Source organism: Aquimarina spinulae (genome assembly GCF_943373825.1).
GTDB lineage: Bacteria > Bacteroidota > Bacteroidia > Flavobacteriales > Flavobacteriaceae > Aquimarina > Aquimarina spinulae.
In genome coordinates this window covers 962,190-980,301 of the sequence record NZ_CALSBP010000001.1, presented here as the reverse complement: position 1 = coordinate 980,301, position 18,112 = coordinate 962,190, and the positions used below count along the sequence as shown (strand labels likewise).

Here is an 18,112-nt window from a genome sequence, read left to right as displayed (position 1 = left end):
AAAACAGGGTTTAAAATTTTTTTCTACAAAACACATCATTTCATAGAAGTACAACCTATTTTGTAATCTATTATACCATTTTTAATAACGTTAAAATGAGATATTGAAGCAATTTAATCTTTGTTCATAGGGTTCTAAAAAAAGGACAGGTGTATACCGAAAATTGATTTTCGGTATACACCTGCTTTATTTTTAAAATAAACTCTTTTCTAATTAATAGCTTTTACTACTTCTTTTTTAGCTTCTTTTTTAGTTCCATCAAATCCTTCTACTCCACCAACGGTTGTATATTTCATCACATACTTTTTATCTGGAAAGATTCTTTGATAAGCACTCTGACACATAATGGCTGCTTCATGAAAACCAGAAAGGATTAATTTTAGTTTTCCTTTATATGTATTTACATCACCAATAGCGTAAATTCCCGGGATATTAGTTTGGTAATCGTATGAATTATCTACTTTGATCGCATTTTTTTCGATCTCTAATCCCCAATCTCCTATTGGTCCTAATTTTGGGGATAATCCAAATAACGGGATGAAGTAATCTGTATCTAAAATAATTTCACCTTTGGTTTTATGTTTTATACCAACTGCTGTAATGTGGTCATCACCTTTCAATTCTTTTACTTCAGCTTCAGTAATCAGGTTTACTTTTCCTAATTTGGAAAGCTCTGCTACTCTTTCTACCGAATCTAAAGCGCCACGAAATTCGTTTCGCCTGTGCACTAGAGTTACTTCACTGGCCACATCTGCCAAGAAAATCGACCAATCTAAAGCAGAGTCTCCTCCTCCTGCAATTACAACTCGTTTATCTCTATATACTTCTGGATCACGTATGATATACGCTACTCCTTTATCTTCGAAATCAGCAATATTTGGAATCGGTGGTTTACGAGGCTCGAAAGAACCCAATCCTCCAGCAATTGCAACTACCGGTGCATTATGTTGTGTTCCTTTATTGGTAGTTACCAAAAAAGTATCATCTTCTAATTTCTCGATAGTTTCTGCTCTTTCTCCTAGAGTAAACCCGGGTTTAAAAGGTTTTATTTGCTCCATTAGGTTATCTACCAATTCTCCTGCAAGTATTTCTGGAAAACCAGGAATATCATATATTGGTTTTTTGGGATATATTTCTGAACATTGCCCACCTGGTTGTGGTAAGGCATCAATAAGATGCGTCTTTAACTTCAGTAATCCTGCTTCAAAAACAGTAAATAGTCCTGTTGGTCCCGCTCCGATTATTAAAATATCAGTCTTGATCATTTTTCAACTTCTTTTTTTCCTATTAATCCTTTGGTAAATTCGTTTAGTGTCTCCACTTTTTCTTCAAAATTACCTTTTATTGTTTTTCTGTACTCGTTTAAATTTTTAACTAAATCATCAATATTTTCAGGTATCGCTTCCTCAAAAAACTGACGTAATCGTTTGGCTGTAGTTGGTGATTTCCCATTAGTAGAGATTGCCACTTTTACATTGCCTTTGGTTACAATCGCGCCCATATAAAAATCACAATACGGCGGATTATCTGCTACATTAACCAGTATACTTCGTTTCCTACAATCTTTATACACCTGCATATTAACTTTAGGAACATCTGTGGTAGCAATCACAATATGTTTTCCTTTAAGAAAACGTTTGTGATATTTTTTATGTATCATTTCCACTCCAAACTTATTTGCTAATGCTATTGTACCTTCTCTAAACATTGATGACACTATAGTCACCTTAGCATCTGGGCTAGATTTTAATAAGAACGTAAGTTTTTCTTCTGCTACATTTCCTCCTCCTACGATAAGGGTTTCAAGGTTTGCAGCCTTTAAAAAAACTGGATATAAATTGTTTCTTTCTTTCATCTTTAAGCTAGTCCCAAACTATTAAGATACAATTTCTTCTCGAACTTCATTATAAATCGAAGCTAGTCGAACTCGTTGGCTTACCACTTCTCCTATTATAATAATTGCTGGTGAGGATAATTCTTTTTCTAAAACTACTTCCTCAATATTCTCTATTGTACTGTATCCAAACTTCTCTTTTTCTGTGGTTCCGTTTTGGATAATAGCTACTGGAATGTCTTGCTTATTTTCGGCAGCAAAGATACTAACTATTTCATTCAACTTACTCATTCCCATCAAAATTACCACAGTTGCATTTGATTTTGCTGCCAGGCATATATCCTGTGATAATTTGTGGGATTTTGTAGTTCCTGTAATTACCCAAAAGCTTTCTGAGGATCCTCTTTTTGTTAACGGGATTCCCTGGTATGCTGGAACAGCTAAAGATGATGATATCCCCGGAACCATATTGGTTTCTACATCAAACTGTTGTACATAATCAATCTCTTCTGCTCCACGTCCAAAAATAAAAGGATCTCCTCCTTTTAATCGCACTACATGCCCATGGCTCTTGGCTCTACTTACTATTAATTCATTAATCTGTTCTTGTTGATATGCATAGCATCCTTTTCTTTTACCAACAAATATCTTCTCTGCATTAGACGCGTAACCCAATAAGGTTTCATTAATGAGTGCATCATATAACACCACATCTGCAGACTCTAAAGCTTTAATTGCTTTAAGAGTGATCAAATCCGGATCTCCCGGACCTGCTCCTACTACTGTTAATTTTGGTGTTTTACTATTCATTATTTTCTTTATGCATTTTCTACTTCAACAGCTCTAAACTCCTGCACTTTTTGCAAAAATTGCTCTGCATTTTTTATATAATCTACTGCAAAATCTCTAGTGGGTGCATTTTTTTGAAGTTGATAAATCAAGTCTGCAAATGTTCCTTCTAATTGTACTTTTCCGCTTGCGACAAATTCTTCGTCAAACTGACGAATGATTCCTGCATGTGTATTTGTTTTTTTGTTTTCGGCTAATAATAATGCTTTTGCAGAATTAACTAATGAGCTGTATGCATGATATACAGCATCAGAGTATATTTCATTCTCAAAAGATATTTTCGCATTTTCTATTTTCTCTTCACTTTCTAAGAACAAAGTAGCTATTAAATCTATAACTACTCCTGCACATTCTCCTACTCCGATTGCTTTTACATAATTCTCTTCTGTTCCCCAATCAATAAAATCTTCTTGAGTAAGACTATCTACATTAGATAAATCGGTAAGAAAATCATAGAAATACTTTTCTCCTTGCTCGGTATAATAGTCTATAAAAGTTTTACCGTTAGCATTTGCTTCAAAATCATTAAGAATTCTACGTAATGCTTCTGGCCCTCTTCTACTTGGTATTTTTACTACTTTATCCGCAAAACGACCATTACCATCTCCTAAGTTCCCTCCTCCTAATAATACTTGTAATGCAGGTGCAACTAATTTATCCTTAGTACGCACAGACATTCCCTGAAAACCAATATTTGCCATATTGTGTTGCCCGCAAGCATTCATACATCCACTAATTTTGATCACCAAATCTTCTTTTTCAAGATATTGAGGGTATTCTGTCTTGATTACTCGTTCTAGTTCCTCGGCAATACCTGTACTACTTGCAATTCCTAGATTACAGGTATCTGTTCCTGGGCAAGCGGTTATATCTACTGCTTTATTGTAACCAGATTCTACAAATCCTAATTTTTCTAATTCTTGATAGAAAAACGGTACTATATCTTCTTTTACAAAAGGGATCAAAATATTCTGGCGCAATGATAATCTTATTTCTCCTGCCGCATATTTCTCAACTAAATCTGCTAGTAATCTAGCTTTATCAGTATAAAAATCTCCTAATAGTACTTTGACACCTATGGCTACATACCCCTCTTGTTTTTGTGCTATTACATTGGTAGATTTCCACAGGTCAAAGGTTTTTTGGTTTTTGATCTCTACTTGAGGTGCTTCAACTTCAACTGGAACTGAAGTTTTATATGCTTCTGCATCAATCACAACAGTTTTCTGTTCTATTGCGTTTTGTTCTGCTTCTACTAATTCTTTGAACGCTTCAACTCCTATGTCTTTAAGTAAAAACTTCATTCTTGCCTTGGCTCTACTTTTTCGTTCACCATGACGATCAAAAATCCTCAAAACCCCTTCCATCAAAGGAATAATCTTTTCTGATGGCAAGAAATTGTACAACTCATCTGCATGTCTTGGTTGCGACCCTAATCCACCGCCTAGCATTACTTTAAATCCTCTAACTCCATTTTCAATTTTAGCAATAAAGCCAAGATCATGCATATAGGATAGTCCTGTATCTTCTTCAGTTCCTGAAAAAGAAACTTTGAATTTACGTCCCATTTCCTGACAGATAGGGTTTCTTAAAAAGAAACGAAATAATGCATCTGCATAAGGTGATACATCAAAAGGTTCTTTTGGATCAATTCCGGCAGTTTCTGATGCAGTTACATTACGAACTGTATTACCACAAGCTTCTCTTAACGTTACATCATCTTTTTCTAACTCTGCCCAAAGTTCTGGGGTTCTATTTAAATCTACATAATGAATCTGAATATCCTGGCGTGTCGTGATATGCAATCTTCCTCTGGAATACTCATCAGAAACTTCGCAAATACGTCTTAGTTGATTACTCAACACTTTACCATAGGGTAACTTAATACGAATCATCTGCACTCCTTCCTGGCGTTGACCATATACACCACGTGCCAAACGAAGGCTACGAAATTTTTCTTCATCAATCTTACCCTTATGGAATTGCTCAATTTTATTAGCTAATTCTATAACATCTTTTTGAACAATTGGGTTTTCTATTTCGGTTCTAAAACTTTGCATCTTTTTTCGTATTTCTGCCTTTAAAAAAGGTCATAGTTATGACTTTTGTATGATGGTTTTATGATTCTAATTTTTTGTTTTTCTTCCTATAAAGAATGACTTATATTTATTCTATAAAACCAACTCCTGAAGTAGTATTGGTTTGTGAATCTATTAATATAAATGATCCTGAAGCTTTATTCTTGCTATAAGAATCAACTGCTAAAGGTTTGCTCAACTGTATCTGAACTTTTCCTATTTCGTTTAAACTCAAAGCATTTTTTGAAGTATCGTCTCCAGAAAAATCGGTTGCTATGGTTCCGTTTATACTTTTCACTTTTACTAGAATTCTATTACTTCCACTTTGTATAAAGTAATTTGTTCCTGGATTTAGGTCTTTACTATCCATCCAACATACTGTTGCAGTCAATTGTTTTTCTACCCGAGGCTTCTCTGATGATTTTACAATCATATCTCCTCGACTTACATTTACATCATCTTCTAAAGTAATAGTACAAGAACTCCCTCTACCTGCGGTATCAAATTTCTGATCAAAGAAGTAAATTTCTTTTACTTTTGACGTAGTTAATGAAGGTAAAATTGTTACTTCATCTCCAACAGAAAGGTCGCCTCCGTATAATTTACCTGCATATCCTCTAAAGTCATGAAACTCATCTTTTTTAGGACGAATTACCGTTTGAATTGGAAAACGTACCTGAGCTTTTTCATATACATCCTGCGCATCTAATTTCTCTAAGTGCTCTAGTAAAGTTTGCCCGGTATACCATGGGGTATTCTCAGATTTATCTACCACATTATCGCCCTGCAATGCACTTACCGGGATAAATGTTATATTCTGTTCTTTGTAGTCACTTTTTTCGATCAATGTTTCAAAATCGGCTTTAATAGCTTCATATTTTTCCTGAGAAAAATCTACCAAATCCATTTTGTTAACTGCTACAATCACGTCTTTAACTCTTAACAGGTTATTGATAAAAAAGTGACGATAAGTTTGTTCTATTACACCTTTACGAGCATCTACCAAAATGATAGAGGCTTGTGATGTCGATGCTCCGGTAACCATATTTCTGGTATATTCAATATGCCCAGGGGTATCGGCTATAATATAACTTTTGGTTTTTGTAGAAAAGTAGATATGAGCAACATCAATAGTAATCCCTTGTTCACGTTCGGCTACTAATCCATCTGTAGCCAACGAAAAATCTAAATAATCAAAACCATTGGCTTTACTTCTGGTTTCAATTGCTTCTAATTTATCTGTCGTTAATGATTTTGTATCATATAGAATACGACCGATCAAGGTACTTTTACCATCATCTACACTTCCTGCTGTTGCTATTTTTAATACATCCATCTTAATTTGATTGATGGTTAATAGTTTTTTGTTGAAGATCTTTTTTATGACTTATAAAAGATTCCTTTACCAATACTATCACCAATTATTTTGATCCTTAATTTATATTCTCACTAATCATTAGAAAACTAATAACCAGGAACTAATTTTAGAAATATCCTTGTTGTTTTCGTTTTTCCATCGCAGCTTCTGATCGTTTATCATCGATACGAGCTCCTCGTTCTGAAATTGTAGATTCTCTGATCTCTGATACTACTTTATCTATAGTGATTGCATCAGAAAGGACTGCTGCGGTACATGACATATCACCAACAGTTCTAAAGCGCACCATTCTTTCTTCTACCACTTCATCATCTTCTCTATACACAACATCATCTTCGGCAGACCAAATCATCCCATCTCTCACAAATGTTTTACGGGTATGAGCAAAATATATAGACGGAATTTCGATTCCTTCTTTTTGGATATAGCTCCATACATCTAATTCTGTCCAGTTACTAATTGGAAACACTCTTACATTTTGGCCTAAATCAATTTTTCCGTTAAGATGATCAAACAATTCAGGACGTTGGTTTTTCTCGTCCCATTGACCAAAATCATCTCTAACAGAGAATATACGTTCTTTGGCTCTGGCTTTTTCTTCATCCCTACGAGCTCCACCAATAGCTGCATCAAACTTAAATTCTTCCAGAGCATCTAAAAGTGTGGTAGTTTGTAAACTATTACGGCTAGCGTATTTTCCTTTTTCTTCTATAACCTTACCTTGATCGATAGAATCCTGAACATTGCGAACAATAAGTTCTACCCCTAACTCTTTAACTAATCGATCTCTAAATTCTATAGTTTCGGGAAAATTATGCCCCGTATCAATATGTAATAAAGGGAAAGGAATTTTTCCTGGATAAAATGCTTTCTGGGCCAATCGTACCAAAGTAATAGAGTCTTTTCCTCCAGAAAAAAGTAATACTGGTTTTTCAAACTGTGCTACTACTTCTCTAAAAATATAAATTGCTTCACTCTCCAAAGGATTTACCTTAAGAACAGATGCTCCAGCCAGATTTCCTGCCGTCCCTTCTAATTGTTCTATTTTCTTTTCTAGTATTTCCATTCTTATCTTTTTCGTATTTTATTAGTTAGTATGTAATCCACACTCTCTATTTTCCAATACTTTAGTTGGATCAAAATATTTAAATTCGTTAGGTAATTTATGTTCTTCTAAATACACATCTAACTCTTCATCATTGTAATAGTAAAATGGACTTACTTTTAAAATTCCATCTTTACCCATACTTACAATATCCAGCGAATCTCTAAGTGCCGTTTGTCCTTTCCTTAGGTTTGTAAACCAAACATCAGGAGTAAAATCCGACATTGCTCTTCTAAATGGTTCTAATTTTACTTGTTCTGTAAAAATTTTATGTTTGGGATCATCAATATCCGGAATTCCCATAGTTACATCTCTATGTGCTGTGGTCTGTTTAGGAACATATAATTTAACATTTAGTGCTAGCATATCAATAACCTCTTCGGCATGTCTATAGGTGTTTGGAGTATTGTATCCAGAGTCACACCATATTACCGGAATATCTGACAATGCTTTTGAACAAACATTAAGAATTGCAACCTCATATGGTCTAAAATTAGTAGTTACAACCGGAGTTTTCGCATTTAAAACTGCCCATTGTACAATTTCTAAAGGTGTTTTATCCTTTAGAGATTTATTTAAATTTTCTATTTCTTTTCCTGTTAAACTCATAGCCTACTATACTTGTTTTTCTACTATAGCAATTATTTCCCCCATTTAATACGATTCCAAATTCTTTCGTGAAAAAAATACAGAATCATTTTTGTCACAAAATCAATAGATGCAATCGAAGTAGCAAGAGCGATCTCTCCCGTTAACACATAAGACACTATTAATGTATCTAATGTACCCACGACTCTCCAGCTTACTGCTTTTGCGATACTACGTATTGGTTTCTCAGAGGTTTTATCATCCTGATACGTTGTTTTCTGTGTAGCTACTTTATCTAATATCATTTGATCTAAAATCATTTTTTTTCAAAAAATCTATTACCCTATCGGAATAGTAGATTATTAAACAAATGTATATATAATATTTTGTTTAAAGCATAAAAATCTCAAAAGTTCTTGTAGAAAATCGTAAGAATTATGATATTTTCAACAAAAACCCTAGTAACTTAGTAGATTATTAAGTCAACCCTGTAATCTTTGTATAATTTATTGAAGAACATCCTATTAAACTTTTATTAATTATCCTTAAAAATCACATAAAAAGAGATTTTGTCTAGAAAAATTGACAATATGTGAATTTCTAACTCGTTGATAAAAGTAATATTAACCCAAAATATATAATCGAAATGAAAAGATTTGCAATGCTTTTATGTTTAGCAAGTACCCTACTATTTGTTTCTTGTAACAACGATGATGATTCTCCAATTGAAATTGATCAATCCTTAATCCCTGGCGAGTGGAGTCTTTCAGATGTCAAATCTGAAAATGGGAAAGTTACTGCTACTATTGAAAACATACCTGTGAGTGGCAGTTATTCTATATCGGGTAAAGATTATACTGCAGAAGCAACTTTTACAGAAGTTTCTGATACCGATAAACCCAATACTTTTATTAGCTCTGGAGGGTTTACATTAGTAGCAAAAATAACTATCCCTACACAATCTATTGATTATGAAGAATCAATTCCAGATTTTATTGGAGCTGGGGAGTGGAAAATAGATGGGACCAAATTAATTACTACTGTTGCCGAAAAAGATGCGTCTTTTGATATTATTGCATTAACAGCACAAACCATGAGTATAAAAAAAGACATCAAAGAAACGGTAGAACAACAAGGAATTACTTTTGAAGTTACCGGAAGTCAAATTTTTACTCTGACAAAAAAATAAGGCCATAAGCTTCTAAATTCTTTGAATAAAAAAACTGAGGAATTCCTCAGTTTTTTTATTTGCTCATTTTCCTAAAACCTGTTTTTATAATCAAAAACACATATTCCCCTGTTTACGGGGGTATATATCCTTTATTCAAATTTTAAATTTGAGAAACTAAATCTATAGAATTGTTCATTTAACCAATAATACCCCGATTTAAAGGCGCAATTCTATTCATTCTTAAAACAAATTACATTATGAAAAAAGTTTTAAACTTAGGAGGAGTTACCCTATTAAGTAAAAATGATCAAAGTCAAATTTTGGGTTCGCGCAGCGGGACTCCTTGTTTTCAAAACGGAAATCAGTGCTGTAGAGAAACTGGTAACGGAAATTTCTGTGATGTAGGGCAATGCCTACCTAATGGATATTGTGTGTATTCTTAAAACAAATTATTTTATGAAAAAAATTTTAAATTTAAAAGGAGTTTCCTTATTAAGTAAAACCGAACAAAGTTCAATCTCTGGTTCGGGAGCAAGAGGTTTTGGTTGTTATCAAAACGGATATCAATGCTGTACCTGGAGAGGTGGAGTACGTTTATTTTGTGATGCAGGTACATGCATGTCAAACGGGCGTTGTCATTTTATATAACCGTAAAAATTAATTAATTTTCATCAAAAAATGCTCTGAAAAATTAATTTTCAGAGCATTTTTCATTTTATACTAATACTACAAGAAGTTTTATAGCTTCTATATTTTTTCTAATGCTTGTTCTATATCCGATATAACATCATCGATATGCTCTAACCCCACAGAACAACGCACCATTCCATCTGTAATCCCAACAACAAGCTTATCTTCTTCGGCTAGTTTACTATGTGTTGTTGAAGCGGGATGTGTAATTATGGTTCTGGTATCACCAAGATTGGCAGACAGAGAACACATTTGTACACTATTAAAAAAAGTTTTACCTCCTTGTACACCTCCTTTTACTTCAAAAGCAACAACATTACCTCCCATTTTCATTTGCTTTTTGGCAACTTCATATTGTGGATGAGATTTCAAAAATGGATATTTCACCCAGTTTATTTTAGGATGTGATTCTAAAAACTCTGCTAGTTTTAGTGCATTCTCACAGTGACGATCTACCCGAACCGCCAAGGTTTCTAAACTTTTAGACAATATCCACGCATTAAAAGGCGATAGTGATGGTCCGGTATTACGCGAAAAGAGGTAAATTTCTCTTATCAGTTCTTTTTTACCAACAGTCACTCCTCCCAGAACCCTTCCCTGGCCATCAATTAGCTTAGTTGCAGAATGAATTACTAAATCTGCACCAAACTTAATCGGGTTTTGCAAATATGGAGTCGCAAAACAATTATCAATAACCAAAAGCACGTTGTGTTTTTTTGCTATCGCTCCCAACAATTCTAAATCTAAAACATCTACTCCCGGATTTGTTGGAGATTCTGCATATATAATTTTTGTATTGGGCTGGATCAAGCTTTCTACTTTATCCACCTCATCTACTCTAAAATAACTGGTTTCTATATTCCACTTTGGCAAATATTTGGTAAACAAAGTATGCGTAGAACCAAATACAGACCGAGCCGAAACAATATGATCACCAGCATCTAACAATGCAGCAAATGTAGAAAACACTGCTGCCATACCCGTTGCAAATGCATACCCGTCTTCTGCTCCTTCTAATTTGCAAATCTTATCTACAAATTCTGTTGTATTAGGATTACTAAAGCGACTATATAGATTTCGTTCTTTCTCTTCTGCAAAAGCAGCTCTCATCTCTTCTGCATCTTCAAAAACAAAGCCCGAGGTTAAATACATTGGAGTAGAATGCTCTAAAAACTGTGTTTTATCCGTTTGCGTTCTTACCGCTTGTGTTTCAAAATTTAAATTTTTAAGGCTCATACTTCTTTATTATTAACCACTACCTTGTACTCTATTGTAGCTGTAGGTTCTAATGTTTTGGATACCGAACAATATTTCTCAAATGACAATTCTGCAGCCCTCTGTGCTTTTTCTGGAACAATATCCCCCTCGAGATAAACAGTTACCGTAATTTTCTTAAAAGGTTTTGCCCCATCAATTTCTTCGCGAGCACCATCTACTTCTGCTCTATAGCCTGTAATTTCTTGTCGTTGTTTCTTTAAAATAGAAATCACATCAATAGCACTACACCCAGCGACTCCCATTAATACGTATTCCATTGGACTTGGTGCCTGGTCATGTCCTCCAACTTTGGCCGTACTATCTATATAAGTTACATGCCCTCTTTCATTTTTTAATTCGAAATGATAATCGTTGTCTATTCTTTTTAGCTGTATTTTCATTGTATATTGTTTTGGGCGTTCCCCTAATCAATTAGGGGCCAGGCTTTCAGCTATATCTTTTATAATCTATCAAAATCCCTTGATTCTATTTTAGGGTGATAGGGTTACAAAAGGATGTCGCTTCAATCCCTAACGCAATTATAATTTCATCCTTTTTCTGCTAATCGTAAGACATCTCCAAACACTCCTCTTGCTGTTACAGCTGCTCCGGCACCAGCTCCCTGAATTACGATAGGTTGATCGCCATATGATTCTGTATAAATCTCGAATATAGAGTCGGAACCTTTTACCTGTCCTAACGCACTACTTTGAGGTACAGAAACTAATTTAACATCCAAATTCCCTTTCTCTTGTGACAAATCACCCCAAAGATCACCAATATATCGCAATACATGATTAGGTTTTTGCTCTTCTTTAACTTTTTTATAAACAACATCCAACTCTTTTAGCCTTCCTAAAAACTCTTTTGCTTCTCCAGCCCTTAATTCTTCAGGAATTAGATTATGAATATTAATATCTTCAAATTCGTTACTTAAATCTAATTCTCTTGCTAGAATTAATAATTTTCGCCCTACATCATTACCACATAGATCTTCTCTAGGGTCAGGCTCAGTAAATCCTTTATCAATTGCCTCTTGCAATACCTCACTAAACGGTCGTTCTTCTACAGAAAAAGTATTAAATAAATAACTTAGTGACCCAGAGAAAACACCTTTAATTCGAGTTATATTTTCTCCTGACAAATGCAGTAATTTAATAGTATCAATCAATGGCAACCCAGCTCCTACGTTAGTTTCATACAGGTATTGTTTTTGATTTTCTTCTAGCCTAGCTCTTAATTTCTTATAAAAATTAAAACTTAATGTATTAGCTACTTTGTTAGAGGAAACTAAATCAAAACCGTGTTCTACCAAATTGATATAGTTTTCGGTAAACCCTTGACTAGCTGTATTATCAATAGCTATCAGGTTTTCTAAATGATGATCATCTGCAAATCGAATCACATCTTCAACCGTATATGAAATTCCTTTTTCACCGATAGCATTTTTCCAGTTTTGCGCGACCCCGTTTTTATCTAAGAGTACTTTTCTAGAATTTGCTACTGCAAAAATATTGAGGTTGATTTTTTTTCGTTTTTCGATCTGCTCTGAAGATTTTAAGATTTGATCTATCAACGTACCTCCTACTAATCCATGACCAAATATAGCTATGTTGATTTTTTTAGAAATTTCGAAAATCTCACCATGAATCACATTTAAGGCGCGATGCAATTGTTCTTTTCGCACTACCAAACTCACATTCTTTCCTGTAACCGTATTATTAAACAATAATGGAATTACCTGATTCTTAATCAATGCATTGTATGGCTTATGAAATGTGCTTAGATCCTGGCCAATAATAGAAATCACAGAGACATCTTTTTCTATTGAAATCCCACTAACATCACGTTTATAAAAATCTGATTCGAATTCTTGTTCTAATATAGATTTAGCTTCTTTTGCTTTATCAGCTTCGACAACAAAACCTATCCCACGTTCTGATGAACCTTGTGAAATAATACTAACACTAATATTTTTATGGGCTAGTGCTTTAAATATTCTTGCATCTACTCCTACTTTCCCTAAGAGTCCTCTTCCTTCAAGATTGATTAGAGCTACATTTTCTAAAACCGAAAGAGATTTGATTCCCTTTTCACTCGCTTCTGATGTAATTAAAGTTCCTTTATTTTTATGATCAAAAGTATTCAAAATCCTAAGTGGGATATTCTTTTCAATTAATGGGATTATAGTTTTTGCATGTAAAATATTAGCTCCAAAATATGCTAATTCATTAGCTTCTGTAAATGATAGTTTTTCAATTTTTATAGCATCAGGCACTAAGTCTGGGTTTGCCGTATAGATCCCGTTTACATGAGTAAAACTTTGTAACTCCTCTGCTTCTAAATAATTTGCTAGCAATGATGCTGTATAATTACTTCCGTTTCTTCCTAAAGTGGTTGTTTCATTTTTGGTATTAGATGCTATAAAACCTGTAACAATATTTACTGTAGTACCATTATACGTTTGAAAGTGATTAATTACATTTTCTTTGGATAACTTATCGAGTGGCTGGGCATCTCCGAATTGGGCATCTGTTATGATCAGAGTTCTACTATCGGTAAAATTAGCTTTGATGTTTTTCTCTTTAAGAATTTGCGTTACCAATTTGGCCGAAACAACTTCGCCTTGTGATAGTATTTGATCTTTTACCCTCTTACTATAGTCTCCCAAAAGTGAAACTCCTTCAAAAAGTTTGTCTAATGTTTCGAACTCCTTGGTAAAATCAGCATTATCAAAATCTGCAATTTGGTATTTTTTAAGTGCTTCTAACTGCAACTGGTAATTTTTTCCTTTAACGGCTTTTTCAAGAATTTCTTCAAGCTCATCAGTTGTATTACCACGAGCAGAAAGGACAACGGTAATCTTTTCACCATTTTTAACCTTATCTTCAATTATATCTATCACTGCATGAATTCCTTTTCCGTTAGCAAGTGATTTTCCTCCAAATTTTAAAACTTTCATTTTTTCTTTTTCTTTAAAACACATCTTTCAATAATGCATTCAATTGTTCAAATTCTATTAAAAAGGCATCGTGGCCGTGAACCGAGTTAATTATTTTATGAGTAACATTTTGTTTTACTCTTTTCAGCTTTTTAAATGTAACCCTATCTTCTGCCGCTGTAAAAAATATATCAGAATCTACACTGATGACATGAATATTGGATTGGATTGATGCGGCTACTTCATCAAAATTTCCTCGTCCTTCTGTTATATCGATATTTGCCAGGATATGATTTAGTTCCTTGTAGGCAGAAAGTGCAAATCTACCGTCTAGTTTTTCTCCATGATACAATAGCCAGCTTTCTATATTATACATGTCTTTTTCATCATTATAAGTACGATCAAATTTTTGCTTAAATGATTCTGGGGATCTATAGATCAGCATAGCATGTAATCTGGCATCATGAACAGGGTTTTTAGAATTCAATAAAATCTGTTCTTGTACCAAACAATTAGCTTTTAACCAATCTGTAGATTTCCAATCTGTAGCTACCGGAATTAAATGGGTAATTAAACTAGGATTAAGAGCTGCTAATTCCCACGCAATACCACCACCAACAGATCCTCCAATTACAGCATGTAGTTTATCAATTTTCAATAGTTTTAACCCTTCAGAAAAGATAATAGCAATATCTCGTGCATTAAATATTTTATACTCTTCAATTAAGTTTTCTTCTTTTCCATCATATCCATTTCCAGGAATATTAAAAGACAAAACGGTGTATCTATTGGTATCAATGCACTTATCTTTCCCTATCAAGCCGTTCCACCAACCATGCTCTCCACATACAGCAGAATTGCCGGTAAGAGCATGGTTAACTAAAACAATTGGTGCCGTATAGAGAGGTTTCCCAAATACTTCGTATGTGAGATGAATCTGATCAATAGATCTTCCCTTTATTGTAGTATAGTTTAAGATGTCTAATTCTTGAAGCATTCTTTATAATTTCTTTGAGGTTATTTTAATACTCCCTCATTATTATAAATCCTTATAAAAAGGATACCGATTTTTGGATCTTTTAAATTTTAACTTTTACTTTATTAAAAGCTTCTTTTAAATCTTCTTTTAGATCCTCAATATCTTCGAGTCCAACTGATAATCGTATCAAATCCTGAGTTACCCCAGTAGATTCTTGCTGTGCAGGGTCTAGTTGTTGGTGCGTGGTACTAGCAGGATGTATAATTAAAGATTTAGAATCTCCTATATTTGCTAGTAAAGAGAAAATTTTTGTTTCATCTGCTACCGTTTTAGCAGAGTCAAAACCACCTTTTACTCCAAAAGTGATGATCCCACTTTGCCCTTTTGGCAAGTATTCTTTAGCTAGCTCATAGTATGTATCATTTTTGAGTCCCGGATACTTTACCCAACTTACCTCTTCTTGCTCTTCTAACCATTTAGCAAGCTTCAATGCATTTTCGCTATGTTTTTTTATTCTGATTTCTAAGGTTTCTAAACCTTGTAAAATCTGAAATGCATTAAATGGACTTAGTGCAGCTCCATGATCTCGCAATCCTTCTATTCTTGCTTTTGCAATAAATGCTGCTGGTCCTAATGCATCGTGATATACTAATCCGTGGTATCCCGGTGAAGGCTCTGTAAACTCCGGAAACTTGCCACTAGACCAATCAAAAGTCCCTGCATCGATAATTGCTCCTCCAAGAGATGTTCCATTACCACTAATATATTTTGTAAGGGAATGAATTACGATATTAGCCCCATACTCGATAGGGTTAAGTAATGCCGGTGTAGCAACTGTATTATCAACTATTAAAGGTACTTTATAGGTTTTGGCTTCAGACGAAATTGCTTTTAAGTCTAATACATCTAGCTTTGGGTTTCCTAATGATTCTACAAAAAATGCGCGTGTATTCTCTTGTACAGCATCTTTAAAATTATTCGGGTTTGAAGGATCTACAAAAGTTGTTGTAATGCCAAATCTAGGCAATGTAACATTTAACAAGTTGTATGTCCCGCCATACAAACTACTCGATGCTACTATATGATCACCTGTTTTTAGTAAGGTTAGCAAAGTCGTATTGATTGCTGCTGTCCCCGACGACGTTACTACTGCCGCAATACCTCCTTCTAATGTTGCAAGGCGTTGTTCTAGGATATCATTTGTCGGGTTATTTAATCTCGTATAAATAAATCCTGTTTCGGACAAGTTAAATAGATTGGCAGCATGATCAGAATTGTTAAAAACATACGATGTTGTTTGATAAATTGGCACCGCTCTTGTTCCACCATTGGCAGATACATCATGACCTGCATGCAAAGCTCCTGTTGCAAATTTTTGTATACTCATAATTTTCTATTTTAAATTTTAAACAAAATTCAAATACATCAAACACTCGATTATAGTGTATGTAAATAGAAAATTAAAAAGAAAGGAAAGACAATTACAGAAATAATAATTGTATCGAGTTATCTTCTCCCAATTAATTGAGATAGAATGTAGCACCTTCTTTAATAAATCAAAGGGTTGCTAAGGTTTCACCGGGTCTATTCCCTCCACCTTTCTTAATAACTTACTAATATGTATAAGAAACTTCGGGGACAAATCTAGTAATTATTTTTTAATCAAATCATTTTTCCTTCAAAAATTATTTGATTAAAGTTGGCTTCCTAAAAATAATCTTCATTAAAGAAAATTAATGATACGTTAAATGCTTTTAAGTATTATCATTTTTTTTACCTTTGCCAAAATATTTTCGGGGAAAGATTTGACTGATTGCAACCCAAATACTGAAATAATTTTTTTTTACAGTATAAAAAATGCTAAAGCAGTTCGATTAAGATGTTCTGTCGAAAGCTTCACATTGCAATTACGTCTAAGTATTTTCTCATAAAACAACAAAGAATGGCATATTTATTTACTTCAGAAAGTGTATCTGAAGGACACCCAGATAAAGTAGCAGATCAGATAAGTGATGCATTATTAGATAACTTTTTAGCTTTTGATGCTGACTCTAAAGTAGCCTGCGAAACGCTTGTAACTACTGGTCAGGTAGTACTTGCCGGAGAAGTAAAATCAAAAACATATCTCGATGTACAACATATTGCAAGAGATGTCATCAATACAATTGGTTACACCAAAGGTGCATACCAATTTAGTGGTGATTCTTGTGGAGTAATCTCTCTTATTCATGAACAATCGCAAGATATAAATCAAGGGGTTGATCGTGAGAATAAAGAAGAGCAAGGTGCTGGTGACCAAGGAATGATGTTTGGATATGCTACCAAAGAAACTGCTAATTACATGCCTTTGGCTCTTGATATTTCTCATAAAATATTAATTGAATTGGCCAAACTAAGACGTGAAGGTATAGAAATCCCTTATTTACGTCCTGATTCTAAAAGCCAGGTAACTATCGAATATAATGATGACAATGTACCTCAACGTATCGTTGCTATTGTAGTATCTACACAGCATGATGATTTTGATAGCAATGATGATGTAATGCTAAGTAAAATAAAAAATGATATCATTTCTATTTTAATGCCTAGAGTAATTGCTCAATTACCTAGTTATATTCAACAATTATTTAATGATCAGATCACATATCACATTAATCCAACCGGAAAATTTGTAATTGGTGGTCCTCATGGAGATACTGGTCTTACCGGAAGAAAAATTATAGTCGACACTTATGGTGGTAAAGGTGCTCATGGTGGAGGTGCTTTTTCGGGTAAGGATCCAAGTAAAGTAGATCGTTCTGCTGCATATGCATCCAGACATATAGCCAAAAATCTTGTAGCCGCAGGAGTAGCGAATGAAGTATTGGTACAGGTATCTTATGCGATTGGTGTTGTTGAACCTACTTCTATTTTTGTAGACACTTACGGAAGTAGCTCACTTGGATTAACTGATGGTGAAATTGCAGAAACAGTAGGTAAAATCTTCGATATGCGTCCAGCTGCTATCGAGAAACGTCTTAAATTACGTAATCCTATCTATCAGGAAACAGCTGCCTATGGTCATATGGGTAAAGAACCACAAACGATTACTAAGGTTTTTGAAAGTCCGTATTCTGGTAAAATTGAAAAGGAAGTAGAGTTATTTACCTGGGAGAAACTTGACTATGTAGAAGCTGTTAAAAAAGCTTTTAATATCTAGTTTTTATCTGGTTTTATAGTTATTCATCGAAAAATTAGGTGAA

Annotated in this window: 17 protein-coding genes and 1 riboswitch; of the genes, 4 read left to right on the top strand and 13 right to left on the bottom strand. The window is 34.1% G+C overall.

Going from position 1 to position 18,112, the window contains the following annotated elements:
• Positions 1-209: 209 nt before the first annotated feature.
• The 8 genes from NNH57_RS04340 to NNH57_RS04305 form a co-directional block, all read right to left on the bottom strand.
• Complete coding sequence (locus NNH57_RS04340) at positions 210-1,265, bottom strand: NAD(P)/FAD-dependent oxidoreductase (protein WP_025665113.1); 1,056 nt, start codon at positions 1,263-1,265, stop codon at positions 210-212.
• Positions 1,262-1,855 carry a precorrin-2 dehydrogenase/sirohydrochlorin ferrochelatase family protein gene (locus NNH57_RS04335; protein ID WP_025665114.1) on the bottom strand — a complete coding sequence of 198 codons (594 nt, stop codon included), beginning with the start codon at positions 1,853-1,855 and terminating at the stop codon, positions 1,262-1,264. The genes NNH57_RS04340 and NNH57_RS04335 overlap by 4 nt, the downstream gene beginning before the upstream one ends.
• A 21-nt stretch (positions 1,856-1,876) precedes the next feature.
• A complete protein-coding gene (gene cobA / locus NNH57_RS04330) occupies positions 1,877-2,644 on the bottom strand; it encodes a uroporphyrinogen-III C-methyltransferase (protein ID WP_108808321.1) in 768 nt (255 codons plus the stop codon).
• A gap of 8 nt (positions 2,645-2,652) precedes the next feature.
• Positions 2,653-4,743: a HEPN domain-containing protein gene (locus NNH57_RS04325; protein WP_074408514.1), complete on the bottom strand. Its 2,091-nt coding sequence runs from the start codon at positions 4,741-4,743 to the stop codon at positions 2,653-2,655.
• Between the two features lie 106 nt (positions 4,744-4,849).
• A complete protein-coding gene (locus NNH57_RS04320; RefSeq protein WP_108808320.1) occupies positions 4,850-6,097 on the bottom strand; it encodes a sulfate adenylyltransferase subunit 1 in 1,248 nt (415 codons plus the stop codon).
• A 148-nt stretch (positions 6,098-6,245) separates the two neighbouring features.
• Positions 6,246-7,205, bottom strand: a complete 960-nt coding sequence (cysD, locus tag NNH57_RS04315) for a sulfate adenylyltransferase subunit CysD (RefSeq protein WP_234423394.1) — start codon at positions 7,203-7,205, stop codon at positions 6,246-6,248.
• 21 nt (positions 7,206-7,226) lie between these two features.
• Entirely contained in the window at positions 7,227-7,853 is a 627-nt protein-coding gene (locus NNH57_RS04310) for a phosphoadenosine phosphosulfate reductase domain-containing protein (RefSeq protein WP_108808319.1), read from the bottom strand.
• Between the two features lie 32 nt (positions 7,854-7,885).
• Positions 7,886-8,152: a DUF2061 domain-containing protein gene (locus tag NNH57_RS04305; RefSeq protein ID WP_025665120.1), complete on the bottom strand. Its 267-nt coding sequence runs from the start codon at positions 8,150-8,152 to the stop codon at positions 7,886-7,888.
• A gap of 326 nt (positions 8,153-8,478) precedes the next feature.
• Between NNH57_RS04305 and NNH57_RS04300 the strand changes: the two genes are divergently transcribed.
• From NNH57_RS04300 to NNH57_RS04290, 3 genes are all read left to right on the top strand, one after another.
• Positions 8,479-9,021, top strand: a complete 543-nt coding sequence (locus NNH57_RS04300) for a hypothetical protein (RefSeq protein WP_074408517.1) — start codon at positions 8,479-8,481, stop codon at positions 9,019-9,021.
• A 239-nt stretch (positions 9,022-9,260) separates the two neighbouring features.
• Positions 9,261-9,446, top strand: coding sequence for a hypothetical protein (locus NNH57_RS04295; RefSeq protein ID WP_108808318.1), 186 nt, complete (start codon positions 9,261-9,263; stop codon positions 9,444-9,446).
• Positions 9,447-9,459: 13 nt separating this feature from the next.
• Positions 9,460-9,651 (top strand): hypothetical protein, encoded by a 192-nt coding sequence (locus tag NNH57_RS04290; RefSeq protein WP_074408518.1) that lies wholly within the window; start codon positions 9,460-9,462, stop codon positions 9,649-9,651.
• Between the two features lie 99 nt (positions 9,652-9,750).
• On the opposite strand, the gene NNH57_RS04285 is transcribed toward NNH57_RS04290, so the two are convergent.
• The 5 genes from NNH57_RS04285 to NNH57_RS04265 all read right to left on the bottom strand — a co-directional run bounded on the left by NNH57_RS04285 (position 9,751) and on the right by NNH57_RS04265 (position 16,257).
• Positions 9,751-10,929, bottom strand: a complete 1,179-nt coding sequence (locus NNH57_RS04285; protein WP_074408519.1) for a trans-sulfuration enzyme family protein — start codon at positions 10,927-10,929, stop codon at positions 9,751-9,753.
• Entirely contained in the window at positions 10,926-11,351 is a 426-nt protein-coding gene (locus NNH57_RS04280) for an OsmC family protein (protein WP_074408520.1), read from the bottom strand. The genes NNH57_RS04285 and NNH57_RS04280 overlap by 4 nt, the downstream gene beginning before the upstream one ends.
• Positions 11,352-11,497: 146 nt before the next feature.
• Entirely contained in the window at positions 11,498-13,912 is a 2,415-nt protein-coding gene (gene thrA, locus NNH57_RS04275; RefSeq protein ID WP_108808460.1) for a bifunctional aspartate kinase/homoserine dehydrogenase I, read from the bottom strand.
• 13 nt (positions 13,913-13,925) lie between these two features.
• Positions 13,926-14,888 (bottom strand): alpha/beta fold hydrolase, encoded by a 963-nt coding sequence (locus NNH57_RS04270; protein WP_108808316.1) that lies wholly within the window; start codon positions 14,886-14,888, stop codon positions 13,926-13,928.
• A gap of 82 nt (positions 14,889-14,970) precedes the next feature.
• Positions 14,971-16,257 (bottom strand): O-acetylhomoserine aminocarboxypropyltransferase/cysteine synthase family protein, encoded by a 1,287-nt coding sequence (locus NNH57_RS04265; RefSeq protein WP_074408522.1) that lies wholly within the window; start codon positions 16,255-16,257, stop codon positions 14,971-14,973.
• Between the two features lie 116 nt (positions 16,258-16,373).
• Positions 16,374-16,482, bottom strand: a riboswitch (SAM riboswitch).
• A gap of 330 nt (positions 16,483-16,812) precedes the next feature.
• On the opposite strand from NNH57_RS04265, the gene metK reads away from it, so the two are divergent.
• Complete coding sequence (metK, locus tag NNH57_RS04260) at positions 16,813-18,069, top strand: methionine adenosyltransferase (RefSeq protein ID WP_074408523.1); 1,257 nt, start codon at positions 16,813-16,815, stop codon at positions 18,067-18,069.
• The last annotated feature ends 43 nt before the right edge of the window (positions 18,070-18,112 follow it).

Excerpts from the sequence above, each read along its gene's own strand:
- NNH57_RS04295 (WP_108808318.1), top strand. The coding sequence starts at position 9,261 with ATGAAAAAAGTTTTAAACTTAGGAGGAGTTACCCTATTAAGTAAAAAT.
- NNH57_RS04325 (WP_074408514.1), bottom strand. The coding sequence starts at position 4,743 with ATGCAAAGTTTTAGAACCGAAATAGAAAACCCAATTGTTCAAAAAGAT.
- metK (WP_074408523.1), top strand. The coding sequence starts at position 16,813 with ATGGCATATTTATTTACTTCAGAAAGTGTATCTGAAGGACACCCAGAT.
- NNH57_RS04285 (WP_074408519.1), bottom strand. The coding sequence starts at position 10,929 with ATGAGCCTTAAAAATTTAAATTTTGAAACACAAGCGGTAAGAACGCAA.
- NNH57_RS04310 (WP_108808319.1), bottom strand. The coding sequence starts at position 7,853 with ATGAGTTTAACAGGAAAAGAAATAGAAAATTTAAATAAATCTCTAAAG.
- NNH57_RS04270 (WP_108808316.1), bottom strand. The coding sequence starts at position 14,888 with ATGCTTCAAGAATTAGACATCTTAAACTATACTACAATAAAGGGAAGA.
- cysD (WP_234423394.1), bottom strand. The coding sequence starts at position 7,205 with ATGGAAATACTAGAAAAGAAAATAGAACAATTAGAAGGGACGGCAGGA.
- NNH57_RS04290 (WP_074408518.1), top strand. The coding sequence starts at position 9,460 with ATGAAAAAAATTTTAAATTTAAAAGGAGTTTCCTTATTAAGTAAAACC.
- NNH57_RS04320 (WP_108808320.1), bottom strand. The coding sequence starts at position 6,097 with ATGGATGTATTAAAAATAGCAACAGCAGGAAGTGTAGATGATGGTAAA.
- NNH57_RS04340 (WP_025665113.1), bottom strand. The coding sequence starts at position 1,265 with ATGATCAAGACTGATATTTTAATAATCGGAGCGGGACCAACAGGACTA.
- NNH57_RS04335 (WP_025665114.1), bottom strand. The coding sequence starts at position 1,855 with ATGAAAGAAAGAAACAATTTATATCCAGTTTTTTTAAAGGCTGCAAAC.
- NNH57_RS04265 (WP_074408522.1), bottom strand. The coding sequence starts at position 16,257 with ATGAGTATACAAAAATTTGCAACAGGAGCTTTGCATGCAGGTCATGAT.
- cobA (WP_108808321.1), bottom strand. The coding sequence starts at position 2,644 with ATGAATAGTAAAACACCAAAATTAACAGTAGTAGGAGCAGGTCCGGGA.
- NNH57_RS04280 (WP_074408520.1), bottom strand. The coding sequence starts at position 11,351 with ATGAAAATACAGCTAAAAAGAATAGACAACGATTATCATTTCGAATTA.
- thrA (WP_108808460.1), bottom strand. The coding sequence starts at position 13,912 with ATGAAAGTTTTAAAATTTGGAGGAAAATCACTTGCTAACGGAAAAGGA.
- NNH57_RS04305 (WP_025665120.1), bottom strand. The coding sequence starts at position 8,152 with ATGATTTTAGATCAAATGATATTAGATAAAGTAGCTACACAGAAAACA.
- NNH57_RS04300 (WP_074408517.1), top strand. The coding sequence starts at position 8,479 with ATGAAAAGATTTGCAATGCTTTTATGTTTAGCAAGTACCCTACTATTT.